Origin of the sequence: Pontibacter chinhatensis, from assembly GCF_900113285.1 — a bacterium.
Taxonomy (GTDB): domain Bacteria; phylum Bacteroidota; class Bacteroidia; order Cytophagales; family Hymenobacteraceae; genus Pontibacter; species Pontibacter chinhatensis.
This window is the reverse complement of the sequence record NZ_FOOT01000010.1, coordinates 1-15,437: the sequence shown is the minus strand read 5'-3', so window position 1 is coordinate 15,437 and position 15,437 is coordinate 1. Positions and strand designations below refer to the sequence as shown.

Annotated in this window: 17 protein-coding genes; 11 read left to right on the top strand and 6 right to left on the bottom strand. The window is 52.0% G+C overall.

The features are described from left to right. Positions 1-91 precede the first annotated feature (91 nt). The 3 genes from BM040_RS19365 to BM040_RS19355 are packed head-to-tail and all read left to right on the top strand — an operon-like array spanning position 92 to position 1,554. On the top strand, positions 92-322 hold the full coding sequence (locus BM040_RS19365; RefSeq protein WP_092105053.1) for a hypothetical protein: 231 nt from the start codon (positions 92-94) through the stop codon (positions 320-322). Between the two features lie 24 nt (positions 323-346). Further along, positions 347-988: a 16S rRNA (guanine(527)-N(7))-methyltransferase RsmG gene (gene rsmG, locus BM040_RS19360; protein ID WP_092105051.1), complete on the top strand. Its 642-nt coding sequence runs from the start codon at positions 347-349 to the stop codon at positions 986-988. Between the two features lie 35 nt (positions 989-1,023). Next, positions 1,024-1,554 (top strand): DUF4269 domain-containing protein, encoded by a 531-nt coding sequence (locus tag BM040_RS19355; RefSeq protein WP_092105049.1) that lies wholly within the window; start codon positions 1,024-1,026, stop codon positions 1,552-1,554. Here BM040_RS19355 and BM040_RS19350 read toward each other — a convergent pair. Continuing rightward, positions 1,551-2,507 (bottom strand): YheT family hydrolase, encoded by a 957-nt coding sequence (locus tag BM040_RS19350; RefSeq protein ID WP_092105046.1) that lies wholly within the window; start codon positions 2,505-2,507, stop codon positions 1,551-1,553. The two genes, BM040_RS19355 and BM040_RS19350, sit on opposite strands and share 4 nt — an antisense overlap. A gap of 148 nt (positions 2,508-2,655) precedes the next feature. Between BM040_RS19350 and BM040_RS19345 the strand changes: the two genes are divergently transcribed. Together BM040_RS19345 and rpsT are read left to right on the top strand one after the other, a co-directional pair. After that, positions 2,656-3,087 (top strand): hypothetical protein, encoded by a 432-nt coding sequence (locus BM040_RS19345; protein ID WP_092105043.1) that lies wholly within the window; start codon positions 2,656-2,658, stop codon positions 3,085-3,087. A gap of 306 nt (positions 3,088-3,393) precedes the next feature. Next, positions 3,394-3,651 carry a 30S ribosomal protein S20 gene (gene rpsT / locus BM040_RS19340; protein ID WP_092105040.1) on the top strand — a complete coding sequence of 86 codons (258 nt, stop codon included), beginning with the start codon at positions 3,394-3,396 and terminating at the stop codon, positions 3,649-3,651. A 931-nt stretch (positions 3,652-4,582) separates the two neighbouring features. On the opposite strand, the gene pyk is transcribed toward rpsT, so the two are convergent. Together pyk and BM040_RS19330 are read right to left on the bottom strand one after the other, a co-directional pair. Beyond that, positions 4,583-6,010, bottom strand: a complete 1,428-nt coding sequence (gene pyk, locus BM040_RS19335; RefSeq protein WP_092105038.1) for a pyruvate kinase — start codon at positions 6,008-6,010, stop codon at positions 4,583-4,585. A 2-nt stretch (positions 6,011-6,012) separates the two neighbouring features. Continuing rightward, positions 6,013-6,441, bottom strand: a complete 429-nt coding sequence (locus tag BM040_RS19330; RefSeq protein ID WP_092105036.1) for an IPExxxVDY family protein — start codon at positions 6,439-6,441, stop codon at positions 6,013-6,015. A 154-nt stretch (positions 6,442-6,595) separates the two neighbouring features. Between BM040_RS19330 and BM040_RS19325 the strand changes: the two genes are divergently transcribed. From BM040_RS19325 to lgt, 5 genes are all read left to right on the top strand, one after another. Beyond that, positions 6,596-6,832 carry an acyl carrier protein gene (locus BM040_RS19325; RefSeq protein ID WP_018477241.1) on the top strand — a complete coding sequence of 79 codons (237 nt, stop codon included), beginning with the start codon at positions 6,596-6,598 and terminating at the stop codon, positions 6,830-6,832. Between the two features lie 57 nt (positions 6,833-6,889). Beyond that, complete coding sequence (gene fabF, locus BM040_RS19320) at positions 6,890-8,143, top strand: beta-ketoacyl-ACP synthase II (RefSeq protein WP_092105034.1); 1,254 nt, start codon at positions 6,890-6,892, stop codon at positions 8,141-8,143. Further along, entirely contained in the window at positions 8,143-8,883 is a 741-nt protein-coding gene (gene rnc / locus BM040_RS19315) for a ribonuclease III (RefSeq protein ID WP_092105032.1), read from the top strand. Before fabF ends, rnc begins: the two co-directional genes overlap by 1 nt. Positions 8,884-9,139: 256 nt before the next feature. Then, positions 9,140-11,026, top strand: a complete 1,887-nt coding sequence (gene nadE, locus BM040_RS19310; RefSeq protein ID WP_092105030.1) for an NAD(+) synthase — start codon at positions 9,140-9,142, stop codon at positions 11,024-11,026. Between the two features lie 205 nt (positions 11,027-11,231). Next, positions 11,232-12,071, top strand: coding sequence for a prolipoprotein diacylglyceryl transferase (gene lgt, locus BM040_RS19305; RefSeq protein WP_092105027.1), 840 nt, complete (start codon positions 11,232-11,234; stop codon positions 12,069-12,071). A 72-nt stretch (positions 12,072-12,143) separates the two neighbouring features. Here lgt and BM040_RS19300 read toward each other — a convergent pair whose 3' ends face one another. Beyond that, on the bottom strand, positions 12,144-12,986 hold the full coding sequence (locus tag BM040_RS19300; protein WP_092105025.1) for an NHL repeat-containing protein: 843 nt from the start codon (positions 12,984-12,986) through the stop codon (positions 12,144-12,146). A 118-nt stretch (positions 12,987-13,104) separates the two neighbouring features. Here BM040_RS19300 and BM040_RS19295 point away from each other — a divergent pair, with 118 nt between their 5' ends. Further along, positions 13,105-13,500 carry a VOC family protein gene (locus tag BM040_RS19295; RefSeq protein WP_092105023.1) on the top strand — a complete coding sequence of 132 codons (396 nt, stop codon included), beginning with the start codon at positions 13,105-13,107 and terminating at the stop codon, positions 13,498-13,500. Between the two features lie 76 nt (positions 13,501-13,576). Here BM040_RS19295 and BM040_RS19290 read toward each other — a convergent pair whose 3' ends face one another. Together BM040_RS19290 and BM040_RS19285 are read right to left on the bottom strand one after the other, a co-directional pair. After that, positions 13,577-14,614, bottom strand: a complete 1,038-nt coding sequence (locus BM040_RS19290) for a TQO small subunit DoxD (RefSeq protein ID WP_245756306.1) — start codon at positions 14,612-14,614, stop codon at positions 13,577-13,579. Between the two features lie 111 nt (positions 14,615-14,725). After that, positions 14,726-15,115 (bottom strand): hypothetical protein, encoded by a 390-nt coding sequence (locus tag BM040_RS19285; protein WP_092105021.1) that lies wholly within the window; start codon positions 15,113-15,115, stop codon positions 14,726-14,728. Positions 15,116-15,437 lie beyond the last annotated feature (322 nt).

Sequence of the window (15,437 nt, the reverse complement as noted above, 5' to 3'; positions counted from 1 at the left end):
GTTGCCCGTAAGCAACAGGGGTTTTATACTTTGTGTGATTATACCATACTTATTTTATACTTTTGCAAATCCATATACATTGCTACCTACCATGAAACAAGCTTTAGCGAACAGGATTTTATCGAAAGTTGGAAAGCTATACTTATACCTGCGCCTGCGCGCGCCGCAGAAGATTAAGCGCGAGCTAAGTATAAAGTATGAGGGCCAGTACCGCAACGCCGGGCTGATGCTGCTGTTCGATTTCCTGATGGCGATCGGGGTGGTTGTGTTTGCCTTTGCCGGCACCGCCATTCTGTACCTTTCACTCAAAATCTCCGCTTAACTTTTTAACACCCGACTACCACATATGCTGCACTCCAACGCCATCCGTACACTGCTCTCCGGGTATTTCCCGGAGCTGACCGAAGACCAGCTGCAGAAGTATGACCACATGGGCGAGCTGTACAAAGAGTGGAACCAGAAGATCAACGTTATCTCGCGCAAGGACGTGGAGATGCTGGGGGTGCACCACATCCTGCACTCGCTGGGCATTGCCAAGGTAGTGCAGTTTCCGCAGCATACATCGGTGATGGACGTGGGCACGGGCGGCGGATTGCCGGGCCTGCCCCTGGCGGTGATGTTCCCGGAGGTGAAGTTCCACCTGGTGGACTCCATCGGCAAGAAGATACACGTGGTGCAGGAGATTGCCCGCGAACTGCACCTGCACAACGTAACCGCTACCCACACCCGCGCCGAGCAGGTCCGCGACAAGTATGACTTCGTGGTGAGCCGTGCCGTGACCCGCCTGGCTAATTTTTGGCCCTGGGTGATGAACAGCTTCAAAAAGACCGGCCTGGCGCACGAGGGGCTATACTACCTCAAAGGCGGCGACCTGCAGGAGGAGCTCGAGGAGTCCGGTCTTATCACGCAACTCCACGACCTGAAGAACTACTTCAGCGAGGAGTTTTTTGAAACCAAGAAGGTGGTGTACGTGCCGCTGAAAAGGTAGGAACTCCCTGTAGCATTCCAATAAAGTATAAACCCGTGCCTAACTTCGAGGACATAGCTTACCTGCAGTCTGGCAACGAGCGGCAGCGGGCGGCTTATGAGGTGCTTCTCAAGTATGAGGTCATGCAGAAGCTGGCTCCTTTCGACCCGTTGCTGGCAGGCACCATTCCGATTGGGATAGACGTGGCGCAGAGCGATTTGGACATTATCTGCTGCTGGAAATCAAAAACCGACTTTCGGCAGGCCCTGCTGCTACACTTTTCTGCTTGCCCGGGCTTTGTGTTGCGGGAACGTGCGATAAGAGGGCAGGAAAGTATAGTAGCGAGCTTCTGGCTGGATGATTTTGAAGTGGAGGTATTCGGGCAAAGCACCCCGTCGCGGGAGCAGCACGCTTACAGGCACATGCTGGTAGAGTATAAGCTGCTGCAAAAGTACGACGAGCCGCTCAGGCAGCAGGTGGTACACCTTAAAAAGCAGGGTGTAAAGACAGAGCCAGCCTTTGCCCGCTTGCTAAACCTGCCCGGCGATCCCTATGAGGCCCTGCTGCGGCTTGAGGAACGAGCCTAGACCTTGTCGTGAAGTATAAACTGCAGCGCCCGCTCCTCTGAGTAGTAGCGGTTTTTCCGGAAGTTCTCCGCAAAACCTACGTGGCCGCCTTCGTCCGGCATCTCCAAATAAAAGTATGGGTTATCCTCCGCCTCCTGCACCGGGTAGCAACCCTGTGACAGGAAAGGATCATTTTTAGCGTTTACCAGCAGCGTGGGGATGCGGATGTTTTTGAGAAACTGCTTGGAGCTGGCGCGGGCATAGTATTCGTCGGCACTCTTAAACCCGTGTATGGGCGCCGTGTAGCGGTCATCAAACTCCGGAAAGCTCCAGAGGATACTATACTCAGACAGGTCCACTTCGCCGGGGTACATCTGCCGCTTCTGCTCAAGTTTTTCTCCCAACGTCTTCAGGAAGCGCTGGGTATAGATTTTGGAGATACGCTGTGCAGAGCCCTTCAAATCGATGGGGGTGGAGAACATAGTGGCGCGTTTTACCTGCGGCGGAACCTGCTCCGGCGCCTCGCCCAGGTACTTCAGGGTAATGTTACCACCCGCGCTAAAGCCTACCAGGTATACTTCTTTATACTTTCCGCTTGCCAGCGCGTGCTGCAGCACAAAGTCCAGGTCGTCGGAGGCACCCAGGTGGTAGGAGCGCAGCAGCTTGTTCGGCTCGCCGCTGCAACTGCGGTAGTTCCAGGCCATGGCATCCACCCCCTCGGCGTTAAAGGCTTTTACCATGCCCGTGATGTAGGGCCGGCCCGTGTCGCCCTCCAGCCCGTGCGAGAGCACCAGCAGCGCGTCAGACCCCACCTTGGACCAATCCACATCTATAAAATCGTCGTCCGGGGTGAGCAGGCGCTCCCGCTCGTACTGCACGCCCTCCACCTGCCTGAACAAGCTTGGGATAATGGTTTGGAGGTGCCCGTTAAAAAGGTAAAAGGGAGGGCGGTGTTTGGAAGGTAAGAGTGGCATGGTATGTAACAAAAATATATTCACTAATACTATACTTGTATAATAATAAATACGAAAAAAACCAGAAAAAGGCCTTGAACTAGGATGTTATATATCAATATTTTGTTTTGGTCGTATAAAATGGCTAAAGTACCAAATTAATACAACTATGGAAATTACATCAAAGTTTAAAACAATAGGATATGCGTTTATATTAGGTGCGTTTATGTTTGCCTGTAGCCAGGAAACACAGAACGAGACAAACGCGGAAGTAAATGAGGCACAGACCGAAATGAATGCCGAAATTGACGAGGCTGAAATGGAAACCAATACAGCCTACAACGACTTTTCGGCTTGGGTAGACACCAACACGGAGCGTGCCGAAACGGTAACTAAGGACGAGTACCGCGAGATGCGCGCTGAGTACAAGCGCCGCGAAGCTGAGGTAGAAGCAGAGTCTTCTACCTGGGACGATGAAACCCGCCAAGCCTGGGAAAACACCAAGGCAGAGTGGAATGAGTTTGAGAACAAAGTACAAAAACGCTTAGGTAAGATCGATGACATCGACGTGGATGTAGATGTAAACCGCGATAATAACTAAGCACATCAGCTGTCATTCTATTAAATCCGCTGCGGTAGCTACCGCAGCGGATTTATTTTTTTACAAGCCAGGGGTAGGTTAAACGGCCGTGATTCGGCCTGTGCAGGCGAACCCGAAAACTAAGGGGAAACAAACTGAAATTTGCATGGTGCAAGTTGTGGTAAACCCGCTGATTTAGTTATATTTGTGGCTCTCTAACATCCAGAAATATTTTTGGCTGAGGTGTTTTGGAAATTAATGTTAAAGGGTTTACCTTTGCAAACTCATTGATAAAAGCATCAGAAAGAATTAATATTATAGAATAACATGGCTAACCATAAGTCGGCATTAAAGAGAATCAGAGCGAACAACGCTAAACGTCTTCGTAACAGATACCAGGCGAAAACTACTCGTACTTTCATCAAGAAGCTGAGAACTACAACTGACAAGGCCGAGGCGCAGGAACTGTTCAAGACAGTTTCTTCTATGCTTGACCGTCTGGCTAAGAAAAACATCATCCACAAAAACAAAGCGGCTAACAACAAGTCTAAACTGGCTAAGCTGGTTAACAGCATCGCTGCTTAATTTTTGGGAAACCATACTTGTGAGAGCCCTGCACCCACCGTGCAGGGCTTTTGCGTTTGTGGTAGTGCCTGGTTTGTGGCGTGTCGTCACACAATAAGTATAGCTATGCAATAGGTATAAGTTGCGATTACCTCAACCTTTCCTTATCAACATGGGAGGGAGTCTCAACAGTACCGGGTCCAACCACCCCTAACCCCTCCTTGGCCAAGGAGGGGAGCCTGTTTTTGCTGGTGCTGAAGTATAGGTTACATAGCTGCTGTTTTATCAGCAGAAGTATAAACCCACCCCTGCCCCTCCCGAGAGGGGAATTATACTTGCTACTTACTTTGTCATCTCGAGCAAGGCGAGAGATCTGTAGGGAACTCTATTTAGATCTCTCCCAAAGGTCGAGATGACAAAAAGCAGCGGCTATCGATTCTTGTACCAGCCTTTGGGTTGAGCGCCTTGTAGATTTCCGGTGCCCATCAAGGGCATTGCGACCGAAGGGTAGCAAAGGAAATGTACACCGCGCGATGCCCGAAGGCGAGGCCTCCCGGCCTGGGAGGGCACCAAAGCCAGAGATGAAACGATAGGTATGTGGGGCTGGAGGATGAACGGCAGCTAGTAAGAATAGCTTGATTCAAGTTGCGGGAAGCGGCGGCTAGGAAAGTATAAACCGGCAAGTATAAGCAAGTATAAAAGTACAGCCAAAGTAAAAGTATGGCTTACGCGGACTTTCAAGTTTGCAGCATTGGTTCAGGGCATCACTGTCCGGAACAGCTATTTAAAAGTATAAGGTATAAACCAAAGCGGCTGTAAAATAGCGCACACGCACCAGAGGCAAGCGAGGCCGAAAAACGAAGTACTATAGCCCACCCTCATTTCCACAAGTATAAATAAAAACGCCCGAAGCCAAAGCCCCGGGCGTTTTTCATACTGTACAAAGTATAGCCTAAGCCACACTCAGTTTAATCATATTGGTGCGCTTCTGCTCGTTAATTGGCATGCTGGCCGTGTTGATGAACACGTCGCCTTTCTGCAGATGGCCTTCCTGTAGCAAAGTCTCCTTGATGTCAGCAATTGTGTTATCCGTAGACTCGAACTTGTCATAGAAGAAGCCGCGCACGCCCCACACCAAGTTCAGGGTGTTAAGCAGGCGGTGGTTCTCTGTGAAGACAAAGATGTTTGCCTGCGGGCGGTATTTGGCCAGTTGGAAAGCCGTATAGCCAGACTTGGTCATGCCGATGATGGCCTTGGCATTCGTGTCGCGGGCTAGGTTGCAGGCGTTAGCTACCAGGATGTCGCTCAGGAAAGTCTCAGAAGCCGGGTTCGGGGAGTATACTTTGTGGAAACCCTCCTGGTGATCTTCAACTGTACGGATGGTCAGCGTCATGCTCTCGATGGTCTCAACCGGGTAGGCTCCCACGGCTGTCTCGGCACTCAGCATCAGGCAGTGAGCGCCGTCGATTACCGCGTTGGCCACGTCGTTTGTCTCGGCGCGGGTAGGGCGGGGGTTCACAATCATACTTTCCATCATCTGCGTCGCCACAATCACAGGCTTGGCGGCCATGTTGCACTTGTCGATCAGCATCTTCTGGATCATCGGCACCTTCTCCATGCCTACTTCCACGCCCAGGTCGCCGCGGGCCACCATGATGGCATCCGTCGCCTCGATGATCTCGTCGATGTTCTCAATCGCCTCAGGCTTCTCAATCTTGGCGATTACGCGGGTGTCTTTACCGCGCTCCTGGATAATGCGTTTGATTTCGTGGATGTCTTCCACCTTGCGCACAAAAGAAAGTGCCACCCACTCTACATCGTTATCCAGCCCGAAGTGCAGGTCCTGGATGTCTTTTTCGGTCAGGGACGGGGCCGATACGCGGGTGTTTGGCAGGTTGATGCCCTTGCGTGGTTTCACGATGCCACCATACTTCACTTTGGCCTCCACCACGTTTTGTTTATCGGTGTTGGTAACCACTACTTCCAATTTGCCGTCGTCCAGCAGGATGTGGTCGCCTATGTTTACGTCTTTGGCAAGCTCGGTATAGTTGGTGGCGAGCTGCCCCGGCACGCTCATCGAGCCGTCGCAAAGAATCCTGATGATTTCGCCCTCTCTAATTTCAACGCCACCGTTCTCCACATCTCCAACCCTGATTTTTGGCCCCTGAAGGTCCTGCACCAGGCAGATGTTGGTGTTGTAGTTGCGGTTAACCTCGCGCACGTTGTCAATTACCTGCTTGTGCGCCTCGTAGGCCCCGTGCGAGAAATTAAGTCTAAATGCATTAACACCTGCCTGCACAAGAGCTGTAAGGCGCTCGTACGAATCGCTGGCAGGCCCTACGGTAGCCAGAACTTTAGTTTTGTTAAATGTAACTTTCATACTTAGAAAATCAGGTTCTCTTTAAATTTTAAAGTGAGCGGGTCTAACTGTTTTACATACTGCACAAGCGGTGCGCGCATCAGGCTTCTGATTAGCTCCTGCGGGTGAAGTTGCTGCATGGCCCCGGTTATTTGCAGCACATAGTCATACTCTTTAATGTCCGGAAGCAGAAAAGGTTTTTTTAGCGTGTGGCCGCCCAGCCCCTTGTTGCGAAATAACCGCACCTCGCTATGCTCCGTAAGATGCCTGTAATTAGCTATAATCAGGCGGTCCTTGTCGAGCAGGTCAAAGCACAGGTCTTTCTGCCGGGTAAGGCGCAGGTCCAGCAGCCTGTTCAGTGCCCAGGCCAGCTTATAATCCCTGGCAGCCGTAACCATGCCGTACAAGTCAAAGCTATAGTCGTACTCTATTTGCAGGTGGTGCGTTTTCATGTTTCTGGACGGAACGCTAAAATAAGAACCTTAGCCCGTAATTGGGAGCGTAAGGTATAAAACTTTTGTGATGGAGCGAATAGAGTAAATTTTTTTGACATTGTCTGTTAAAAGCTATTTCTTTGCACAGTGTTTTAATAAACTATAAGATAAAATGTCAGAAATCGCAGAAAAAGTAAAAGCTATCATCATTGATAAGCTGGGTGTAGAAGAGTCAGAGGTTACTCCGGAGGCGAGCTTTACTAACGACCTTGGCGCCGATTCACTGGATACAGTTGAGCTTATCATGGAATTCGAAAAAGAATTCAATGTATCTATCCCGGATGATCAGGCTGAAAACATTGCTACTGTAGGTCAGGCTGTTAGCTACCTGGAAGAGCACGCGAAGTAATATACACGTCCCTTTTTTATCAAGAATTTCTACTATCTATCCCTCTACTAACAGCTTATGGAGCTTAAGAGAGTCGTAGTTACTGGGCTAGGCGCACTCACGCCACTTGGAAATACCGTTGCAGAGTACTGGAACGGATTGGTCAATGGCGTGAGTGGCGCTGCACCTATCACACGCTTTGATGCGAGTAAGTTTAAGACCCAGTTTGCCTGTGAGGTAAAAGGATACGACCCTGAGAATTACTTTGAAAGGAAAGAGGCCCGCAAGATGGACCTCTTCTCCCAGTTTGCAATGGTGGCCGCCGATGAGGCCGTTGCCGATTCTAAGCTGACTGAGGGAAATTATGATCCTGACCGCGTAGGGGTAATATGGGGTTCTGGTATTGGCGGTCTCCGCACGTTCCAGGAAGAGTGCGTGAACTTCGCCAACGGCGATGGCACACCGCGCTTCAACCCGTTCTTCATCCCTAAAATGATTGCTGACATCAGTGCCGGACACATTTCCATGAAGCATGGCTTCCGCGGGCCTAACTTCGTTACTGTTTCTGCCTGTGCCTCTGCCACCAACGCCATCATCGACTCGTTCAACTATATCCGCCTGGGTATGGCTGATGTGGTGGTGACCGGTGGTTCTGAAGCAGCTGTAACAGAGGCCGGTATTGGTGGCTTTAACGCTCTGAAAGCCCTTTCTGAGCGCAACGACTCTCCGGAAACCGCTTCCCGCCCATTCGACAAAGACCGTGACGGTTTTGTGCTGGGTGAAGGAGCCGGAGCCCTTATTCTGGAAGAGTATGAGCATGCCAAGGCGCGCGGCGCTAAAATCTATGCCGAGATCATCGGCGGTGGCATGTCTGCCGACGCTTACCACATGACCGCTCCTCACCCGGAAGGCCTGGGCGCTCTGAACGTGATGAAAAACGTGCTGCGCGACGCCAACATCAGCCCGGATCAAGTGGATTACATCAACGTGCACGGCACTTCCACTCCGCTGGGCGACATCAGCGAGGTAAAAGCGATACAGTCGGTATTTGGAGACCATGCTTACAAGCTGAACATTGGCTCTACCAAGTCCATGACGGGTCACTTGCTGGGTGCTGCCGGTGCCATCGAGGCCATCGCCTCTATCATGGCTGTTCGAAACAACATCGTGCCGCCAACCATTAACCACTTCACTGATGATGATAGCTTCGACAGCCGTCTGAACTTTACGTTCAACAAGGCGCAGGAGCGTGAAGTGAACGTTGCCATGAGCAATACCTTTGGTTTTGGTGGACACAATACCTCTGTTATATTCCGTCAACTGAACGATTAGTGTTTGGCCCTTTTAAACCAGTCCGGCGCGCGTACCACATATTATTCAACAGAGATAAAGCATTAGTACGCGCTCTTGCTGGCATTATTGGCAGCACACCCGATAACCTGCGACTCTACAAGCTCGCCCTGACGCACACGTCCTTTGCGCGGCAAACCTCTGCCGGCAAGCATGAAACAAACGAGCGTCTGGAGTTTTTGGGGGATGCCGTTCTGGGTGCTGTTGTGGCCGAGCACTTGTTCAAGAAGTTCCCTTACGAAGACGAGGGATTCCTGACCGAGATTCGTTCGCGCATTGTTAACCGCGAGTCGCTCAATCATATTGCCGTAAAGATAGGCCTCAGCCTGCTGGTGAAAGTGGATAGCTCGAACCATAGTATGCGGCATAAGTCTGTGAACGGGAACGCGCTGGAGGCATTGGTGGGGGCTATTTACCTGGACAAGGGGTACAACACCACCCGCCAGTTTATACTTGGCAAGCTCGTAAAGCCGCACGTAGACATTCATACCCTGGTCAACACCACCGCCAACTTCAAGAGCAAGCTTATTGAGTGGGCGCAGAGCCAAAACTTGGAAATCAGGTTCGACATTGTGAAGCGGAAGCAGCAGGGCAACACCACCGAGTTTACCTCCGAAGTATACATTGATGAAAAACCTATTGCCATTGGCGTAGGCCTCTCCAAGAAAAAGGCCGACCAAGCCGCCGCCGAAAAGGGGCTTGAGTTTCTGAATATCACCTAATTATTGTTGTCCGTCGTTCGCTGCCAGCCGTGAAGTATACTTTGCGGCTTTTTTGTTTGCTACCTGTAAAGAGCAGCGTGGTGAAAGTATGGAAAGACCGGGTTATACTTTGGCTGTGCTTATACTTTAGGCTCGGCTGTACTTCTACTTTACAAGCAGGGGCCTGTCGTAACAAGGCCTGCAACAGGCAGCCGGACATTTAACAATCCAACAATTAAAATTAACTTGCCCCCGATTACATGCGTTAAAAACACCTATGAAAGAAACGAAACTGACCCTGGCCGCCGCTGCCCTTAACCAAACCCCTATGGACTGGGCCGGCAACCTGCAACATATTCAAACTGCCATTCAGGAGGCAAAGCGGCAAAACGCCCACATCCTGTTACTCCCTGAGCTCTGCATCACCGGCTACGGCTGCGAAGACCTGTTCCTGAGCCCCTGGGTATCAGAGGAAGCCTTCGAGAAATTGTTGGAGGTAAAGGAGTGGTGCGACGGCATTACAGTGGCTGTTGGCCTGCCTGTCTTTCTGAACAAGCAGGTGTATAACACGGCCTGCGTGATTAAGAATAAAGAGATCATCGGCTTTACGGCCAAGCAGTTCCTGGCAAGCGACGGCGTGCATTACGAGCCGCGCTGGTTCGCGCCATGGCCTGCCAACGAGGTCCAGGAGTTTGAAATGCTGGGCCAGAAGTATAAAATAGGCGATATCGTGTATGAGGAGCAGGGCGTAAAGTATGCCTTTGAAATTTGCGAGGATGCCTGGCGACCGAACCGGCCGGCTGAGCGCCATATGGCCAAGGGCGTGCAACTTATCCTTAACCCCAGCGCCAGCCACTTTGCCCTGAGCAAAACCGATGTGCGCTACCGCCTGGTGGTGGATGCGTCTAAGAAATACCAGTGCGCCTACATGTATGCCAACCTGCTGGGCAACGAGGCGGGCAAGATGATTTATGACGGGGAGGTGCTAATTGCCCAGAACGGAAAACTGATCCGAAGAAACGATTTGCTCTGCTTTAAGGACGTGGACCTGGAGTATGCGGAAGTATGCTTTTCGGCCAACCCGGAAATTGCGGAAGTAATCGAGTACCTGCCCCCGATTGACGAGAACAAGGAACTGGTTGCTGCCCTCAGCCTGGCGCTGTTCGACTACATGCGCAAGAGTCGCAGCCGTGGCTTTGTACTGTCGCTGAGCGGTGGTGCCGACTCCTCGCTGTGTGCTGTGGCTGTGGCCGAGATGGTGCGCCGCGGCGTGGAAAGTATAGGGCTACAGACTTTCCTGGAGAAGGCCCTGTTCTTTACCGAGGAAGAAGTGGCAGCGCTGGGACAGCTGCCGAAAGAGGAGGCGCGGAAAGCGATCGTAGGCAAGCTGTTGACCTGCGCTTACCAGGGCACTGTCAACTCCTCCGACGACACCTATACTTCAGCCAAAGAACTGGCAGGCTCTATTGGCGCTACCTTCTATAACTGGACAATTGACGAGGAAGTGCAGGGCTATACTTCTAAAGTGGAGCATGCCCTTGGCCGCCAGCTAACCTGGCAGCAGGATGACGTGACGCTGCAGAACATCCAGGCCCGGGTGCGCGCCCCTGCTATCTGGATGCTGGCCAACATCAAGTATGCGCTCCTGCTGGCCACCTCAAACCGCAGCGAGGCCTCCGTGGGCTACGCCACCATGGATGGCGACACGGCCGGCAGCATTTCCCCCATCGCGGGCATCGACAAAGCTTTTATCCGGCAGTTTCTTATTTGGGCGCAGCAGGAATTGGGCTACACCGGTTTGCAGTACGTGAACAACCTGCAGCCAAGCGCGGAGCTTCGCCCGCAGGAGCAGACACAGACCGACGAGAAAGACCTGATGCCGTATGAGGTGCTGAACCAGATAGAACGGCTGGCTTTCTACGACCGCTACGCCCCGGAGGAAGTATACACCATCCTGCTGGAACAGCAAAAAGGAACACCAGAGCAGCTCAAGGCCTGGATTACGAAGTTTTATACCATGTGGAGCCGCAACCAATGGAAACGCGAGCGCTATGCCCCGGCCTTCCACCTGGATGATTACAACGTGGACCCACGCAGCTGGCTGCGCTTCCCGATCCTGAGCGGGGGCTTTAAAGCTGAACTGGAGAAGCTACAACAGCAGTAGAAAGTATAAATAATAGCTACAGAGGCGCTTCCCGGATAGGGGAGGGCCTCTGTTCATTTAATGGTAAAATCAACCCGGTAGGGCAGTTTGCATGGTTTTCATCCTGACTGCCATCGCCTTAATCCTGCATCGGCTTTTAGCGCAACAGCGCTTCCGTTTTTTCGGTGGCTGATTTATTTTAACTTTGTAGGATAACACCACCCTTATGAACTTACTAAACTACATTACCTGGAACGTTGACCCCGAGATATTCCACATCGGGCCGCTCAGTATCCGCTGGTATGGCCTGCTTTTCGCGCTGGGCTTTATTATCGGGCAACGCATCCTCTCCAAAATATATGTAGCTGAAGGCCGCACCGAAGGCGATGTGGACATCATCACAATCTACATGATTGTGGGCACGGTAGTGGGCGCGCGTTTGGGCCATACGCTGTTTTACTCGCCGGAGTATTACCTGAGTAACCCCATCGAGATCCTGAAGATTTGGGAAGGCGGACTGGCCAGCCATGGGGCAACCATCGGTATTTTGCTGGCCCTTTGGATGTTCAGTCGCAAGTATAAGTTCGACTACATGTGGGTGCTGGACCGTATCGTGATTGTGGTGGCCCTCGGTGGCGCCCTCATCCGACTGGGCAACCTGATGAACTCCGAGATTTTCGGTCACCCGACCAACCTGCCGTGGGGCTTTATCTTCGTGCGCCAAAACGAGTACTCGCATGTGCCGCGCCACCCTACCCAGCTGTATGAGTCGCTGAGCGTGTTCCTGCTGTTTGTGCTGCTTTACTGGCTCTGGAAGAAGTATAAGGAGGCGCTGCCGAAGGGGCTGCTGTTTGGTATTTTCGTGACGGCGCTGTTCACCTTCCGTTTCCTGGTAGAGTTCCTGAAAGAGGACCAGGTAGCCAAAGAGGCAACCATGGCCCTGAACATCGGGCAGCAGCTGAGTATTCCGCTGATTATTGCCGGCCTGGTTATACTTTTCAGGGTATGGCAAAATCCGAAGCCAGCCCTGCCGGGCGGCCGCCTGAAGGAAAGCAGCAAAGTATAAGCAAGTATAAAATCATTTCCGGAACCTCCCCTTTGGCTGATTGGCAGAAGGGGAGGTTTTTTTGTGGAGTACCTACAACGCATAGCGGTACAGGTTTCCGCCCTCGCTGGTGATGATGAGCACATCGTCAGTTTCAAACGCCACGGCCTCGGTCTGCCCGGCGCCTTCCAGCGCCCGCTTCTCATACTTGCCTTCATAAAACTTGTCGGGGCTGTTGAAGTCTCGGAATAAGTGCAGGGCCTCCTCGCTGAGCAGGGCCACGATTTCACCATCTCTGCTGATGGCGGCACCGGTTATCTGGGCCTTTATTTTATGGCTCCCGATTAGTTTCGCCTTATACGTGCCGGGCTGGTCGGGCACCTGGTATACTTTGGCAGTTTGCCCCTGACCACGATCCTTGGAGATGATGTAGAGGTTACCGTCGCTCCAGAAAAGAGCCTCAGAGTCGAAGTTGCGGTCCTTCTTCTTGGGTGGGAATTCCTTCTGGTCCTCGTAGGTAAAACGGATGGCCTGCACCTGCTCCGGCTGGTCAGGGTTTAGTTTGTACACGGCCAGCTCGCGGCGTTTGTTGTCGTTGTTGCCGGTGTCGGCTATGTAAATATTGCCTTCCGAGTCCTGCGCCAGATCCTCCCAATCCACATTTGGTACCCTCAGTTTGATCGTTTGCTGTACCTTGCCCTTTGCGTTTATTTTATAGAGTTCGGGGCTGTTGCCCGCATCATTGTGCGTCAGGTACTCGCCCTGGCCCAGCACGGCTATTCCGGAGCTTTCCTGTACCTGCCCCGAGAGCGGCGCCAGGCGTTCCAGTCCGGCAGGGGCGGCGGGAGCCTCCGCAAACAGGAAATCACGGAATAGGTAGGTGGCCAACCCGATGATGGCCAGAAAAATTACGGCAACTTTTATCGTTAGCTTCATGTGGTAAACAGATTGTGCGGTGCCTGTATAAACGTGAAGCACGTATGCACGTTAAGCTAGAAAGTATAAATTCCTGTATAAAACTCTTGCCTATACGTTCACCAGACCCGCTACCGATATGAACATAAAGAAGATTAAGGAAACCTGCCTCTATGTAAAAGACCTGGCGGAGAGCAAGGCGTTTTACCACGGGAAGCTTGGCTTTAAGGTGATTGGAGAATTGGAGGGGCGCCATGTGTTCTTCAGGGTGGGTAGCTCCGTGCTGCTTTGCTTTATAGCGGAAGTATCGGAGAAATCCGGCACTTTGCCGCCGCATTTTGGCTCGGGGCACCTGCACCTGGCCTTTGAAGTGGAGAAGGAGCAGTACAGGCCCTGGAAACAGAAAGTGCAGAACCTGGGCATCCCCATCGAGCAGGAGTATAACTGGGGCGGTGGCTTTCTCTCTTTCTACTTCCGCGATCCGGACGAGCACCTGCTGGAAATTATTATGGAAGGCATGTGGGAGCGGGGATAGAGTAACTACGGAGCCCCGGCAAAGCACGCTTCGCAACAGCTATAGTACGAAGCGTGCTTGCAGTAGGAGCATTGCGCTAGATGCGGATGGTGGTTGACCAGGTTAGCCCGCTGATATCGGTTAGCAGCAGGTGGTAGTCTCCTGCCGGTAAATCCTGCAGCGCCTCGTCCTGAAGAGTTAGCGTAGCCCTGGCCCCTAAAGGAATAATCAGGCTATGGACCCCTGGCTTTACCTTCGTGACATACCGGTTGTGGATGCTGCTGACCGGGAAGCTGGAAAGGTCGGTGCCGTTTCTGTCAAGTATAACTTCCCCGCTGCTGTTGCTTAGGGTAACGCCAATCAGGAAGGAGCCATACACATCAGCCCCCTCTACCCGGTATACTTCAAAAGAGAGTTTTCCCGGTTGAATCGAGGCATCCGCAATTTCAATTTTTGGCTTCACAGACTTATTGTGCAGCGTGCCCCACACCCCGCCATGGAAGTACTGGTTGGTAAAAAGGGTGATGAAGAGGATAAACAGGGCACCGCCAAAAACGATTTTGTGCAAGGGCCTGGGGTGGATAGGCAAAGCGCCGGAGCCTAGCCAGGCAAACCATTTCTGCTTTGTGATTTTGGATGACCGGGAGCTGAGCCAGTAGTCGAGGGAGTGCTTGCCGCTGCCGGACAAGAAGATGGTAAAGCCCGTTGCAATGCCCAGCACGCCAATCTGCCACTCATCCAGACAGGTGGTGCCCAGCCAGCCTGAGCCTAGCAAAATGCCCATCGCCAGGCCGAACACGCCAATGCTCATCAGCCGGGTAAACAGGCCGAGCATGATAAACAGCCCGACGATAGCCTCGACTATAGTAAAGACCGTCATTGCCCACCAAAGAGCTTCGGGGTGCGTGACCAGGTACTCTATCAGCGGGCCGATGCCCAGGGCATTTGGCAGAAAGTGGTTAAACTTTTCGCCGATGTATCCCGCCGCTTCGGGGTCCAGTTTATTTTCAAGTATAAGCCTTCTCCAGAAGGCCGAGAAATAGGTCCAGCCAACTACCAGGCGTAGGGCCAGGGTAAACAAGCCAGCCATGTGGTGCGGCTGGTACGGTGTATCTTCGATGTGTTGATTTTTCATACATTGAGTAATAGAAAGATGGCGCTTGGCAGTGTGCCAGCGAAATAGTTGAAGTGGTCTGAAACAGTACCAAAGGCTAGGGCGCGAACCGCATCACGGGTTCGGGAAGCCCTAGCAGGAGAGCTTCATCTTTCTATAAAGTATGTAGAGGGGGAGTTCGCCGGAGATGTTTCCTCTGGCAAAGTATGGGCTTATACTTTGTAAAGCTGCATTCGGGGCCGGCATGACCTTTTCCTGCGGTAAGACTGCAAGAGTGGGAAGGAGGTGCTGCTTTTTTTGAAGGCTTTTGGCTGGCGTGGCCTCCGAAACAACCTGGCAGGCAGCCTGTGTACCCACGGTTGCCTTGGCAAGATTAAGGGAGGCTGAGATAGGGGTTTGGAAGTATGCCTGGAGCGGTACACGCAGTTTACAGGAAGAGAACAGCAACAAGCCCACCAGCAGCGCCAAAGGAAGGAGGCTGTGGAGGATATGCGCTGTTTTTGCTCTTACTTCGTGTAGCATTTTGGAATAACCCGCTGAAATGGCAATTGTTCCGGGCAGTTTATACTTTGAGTGCAAACATAGGACTCTTGGGTTGAAGGAACAAACGGGGCAGGATAGAAGCAAGCCATTTTAAGCCCATCGAAGCACTGCTTGTTGGTAATAACACCAACAATGTCGGCATTTAGGGGTGCAATTCTACGTGCTCGTGTAGCAGGTGGCGAGGCGTAGCCGAGCCTAAATTATGCACTTTGTTGCACTAAACCTTTGGTAAAGGGTTTTAAAAAGCAGCGGATAAGAGCTACCTTTTAATTCACACTTAACTCTTACATAAGATGAAAAA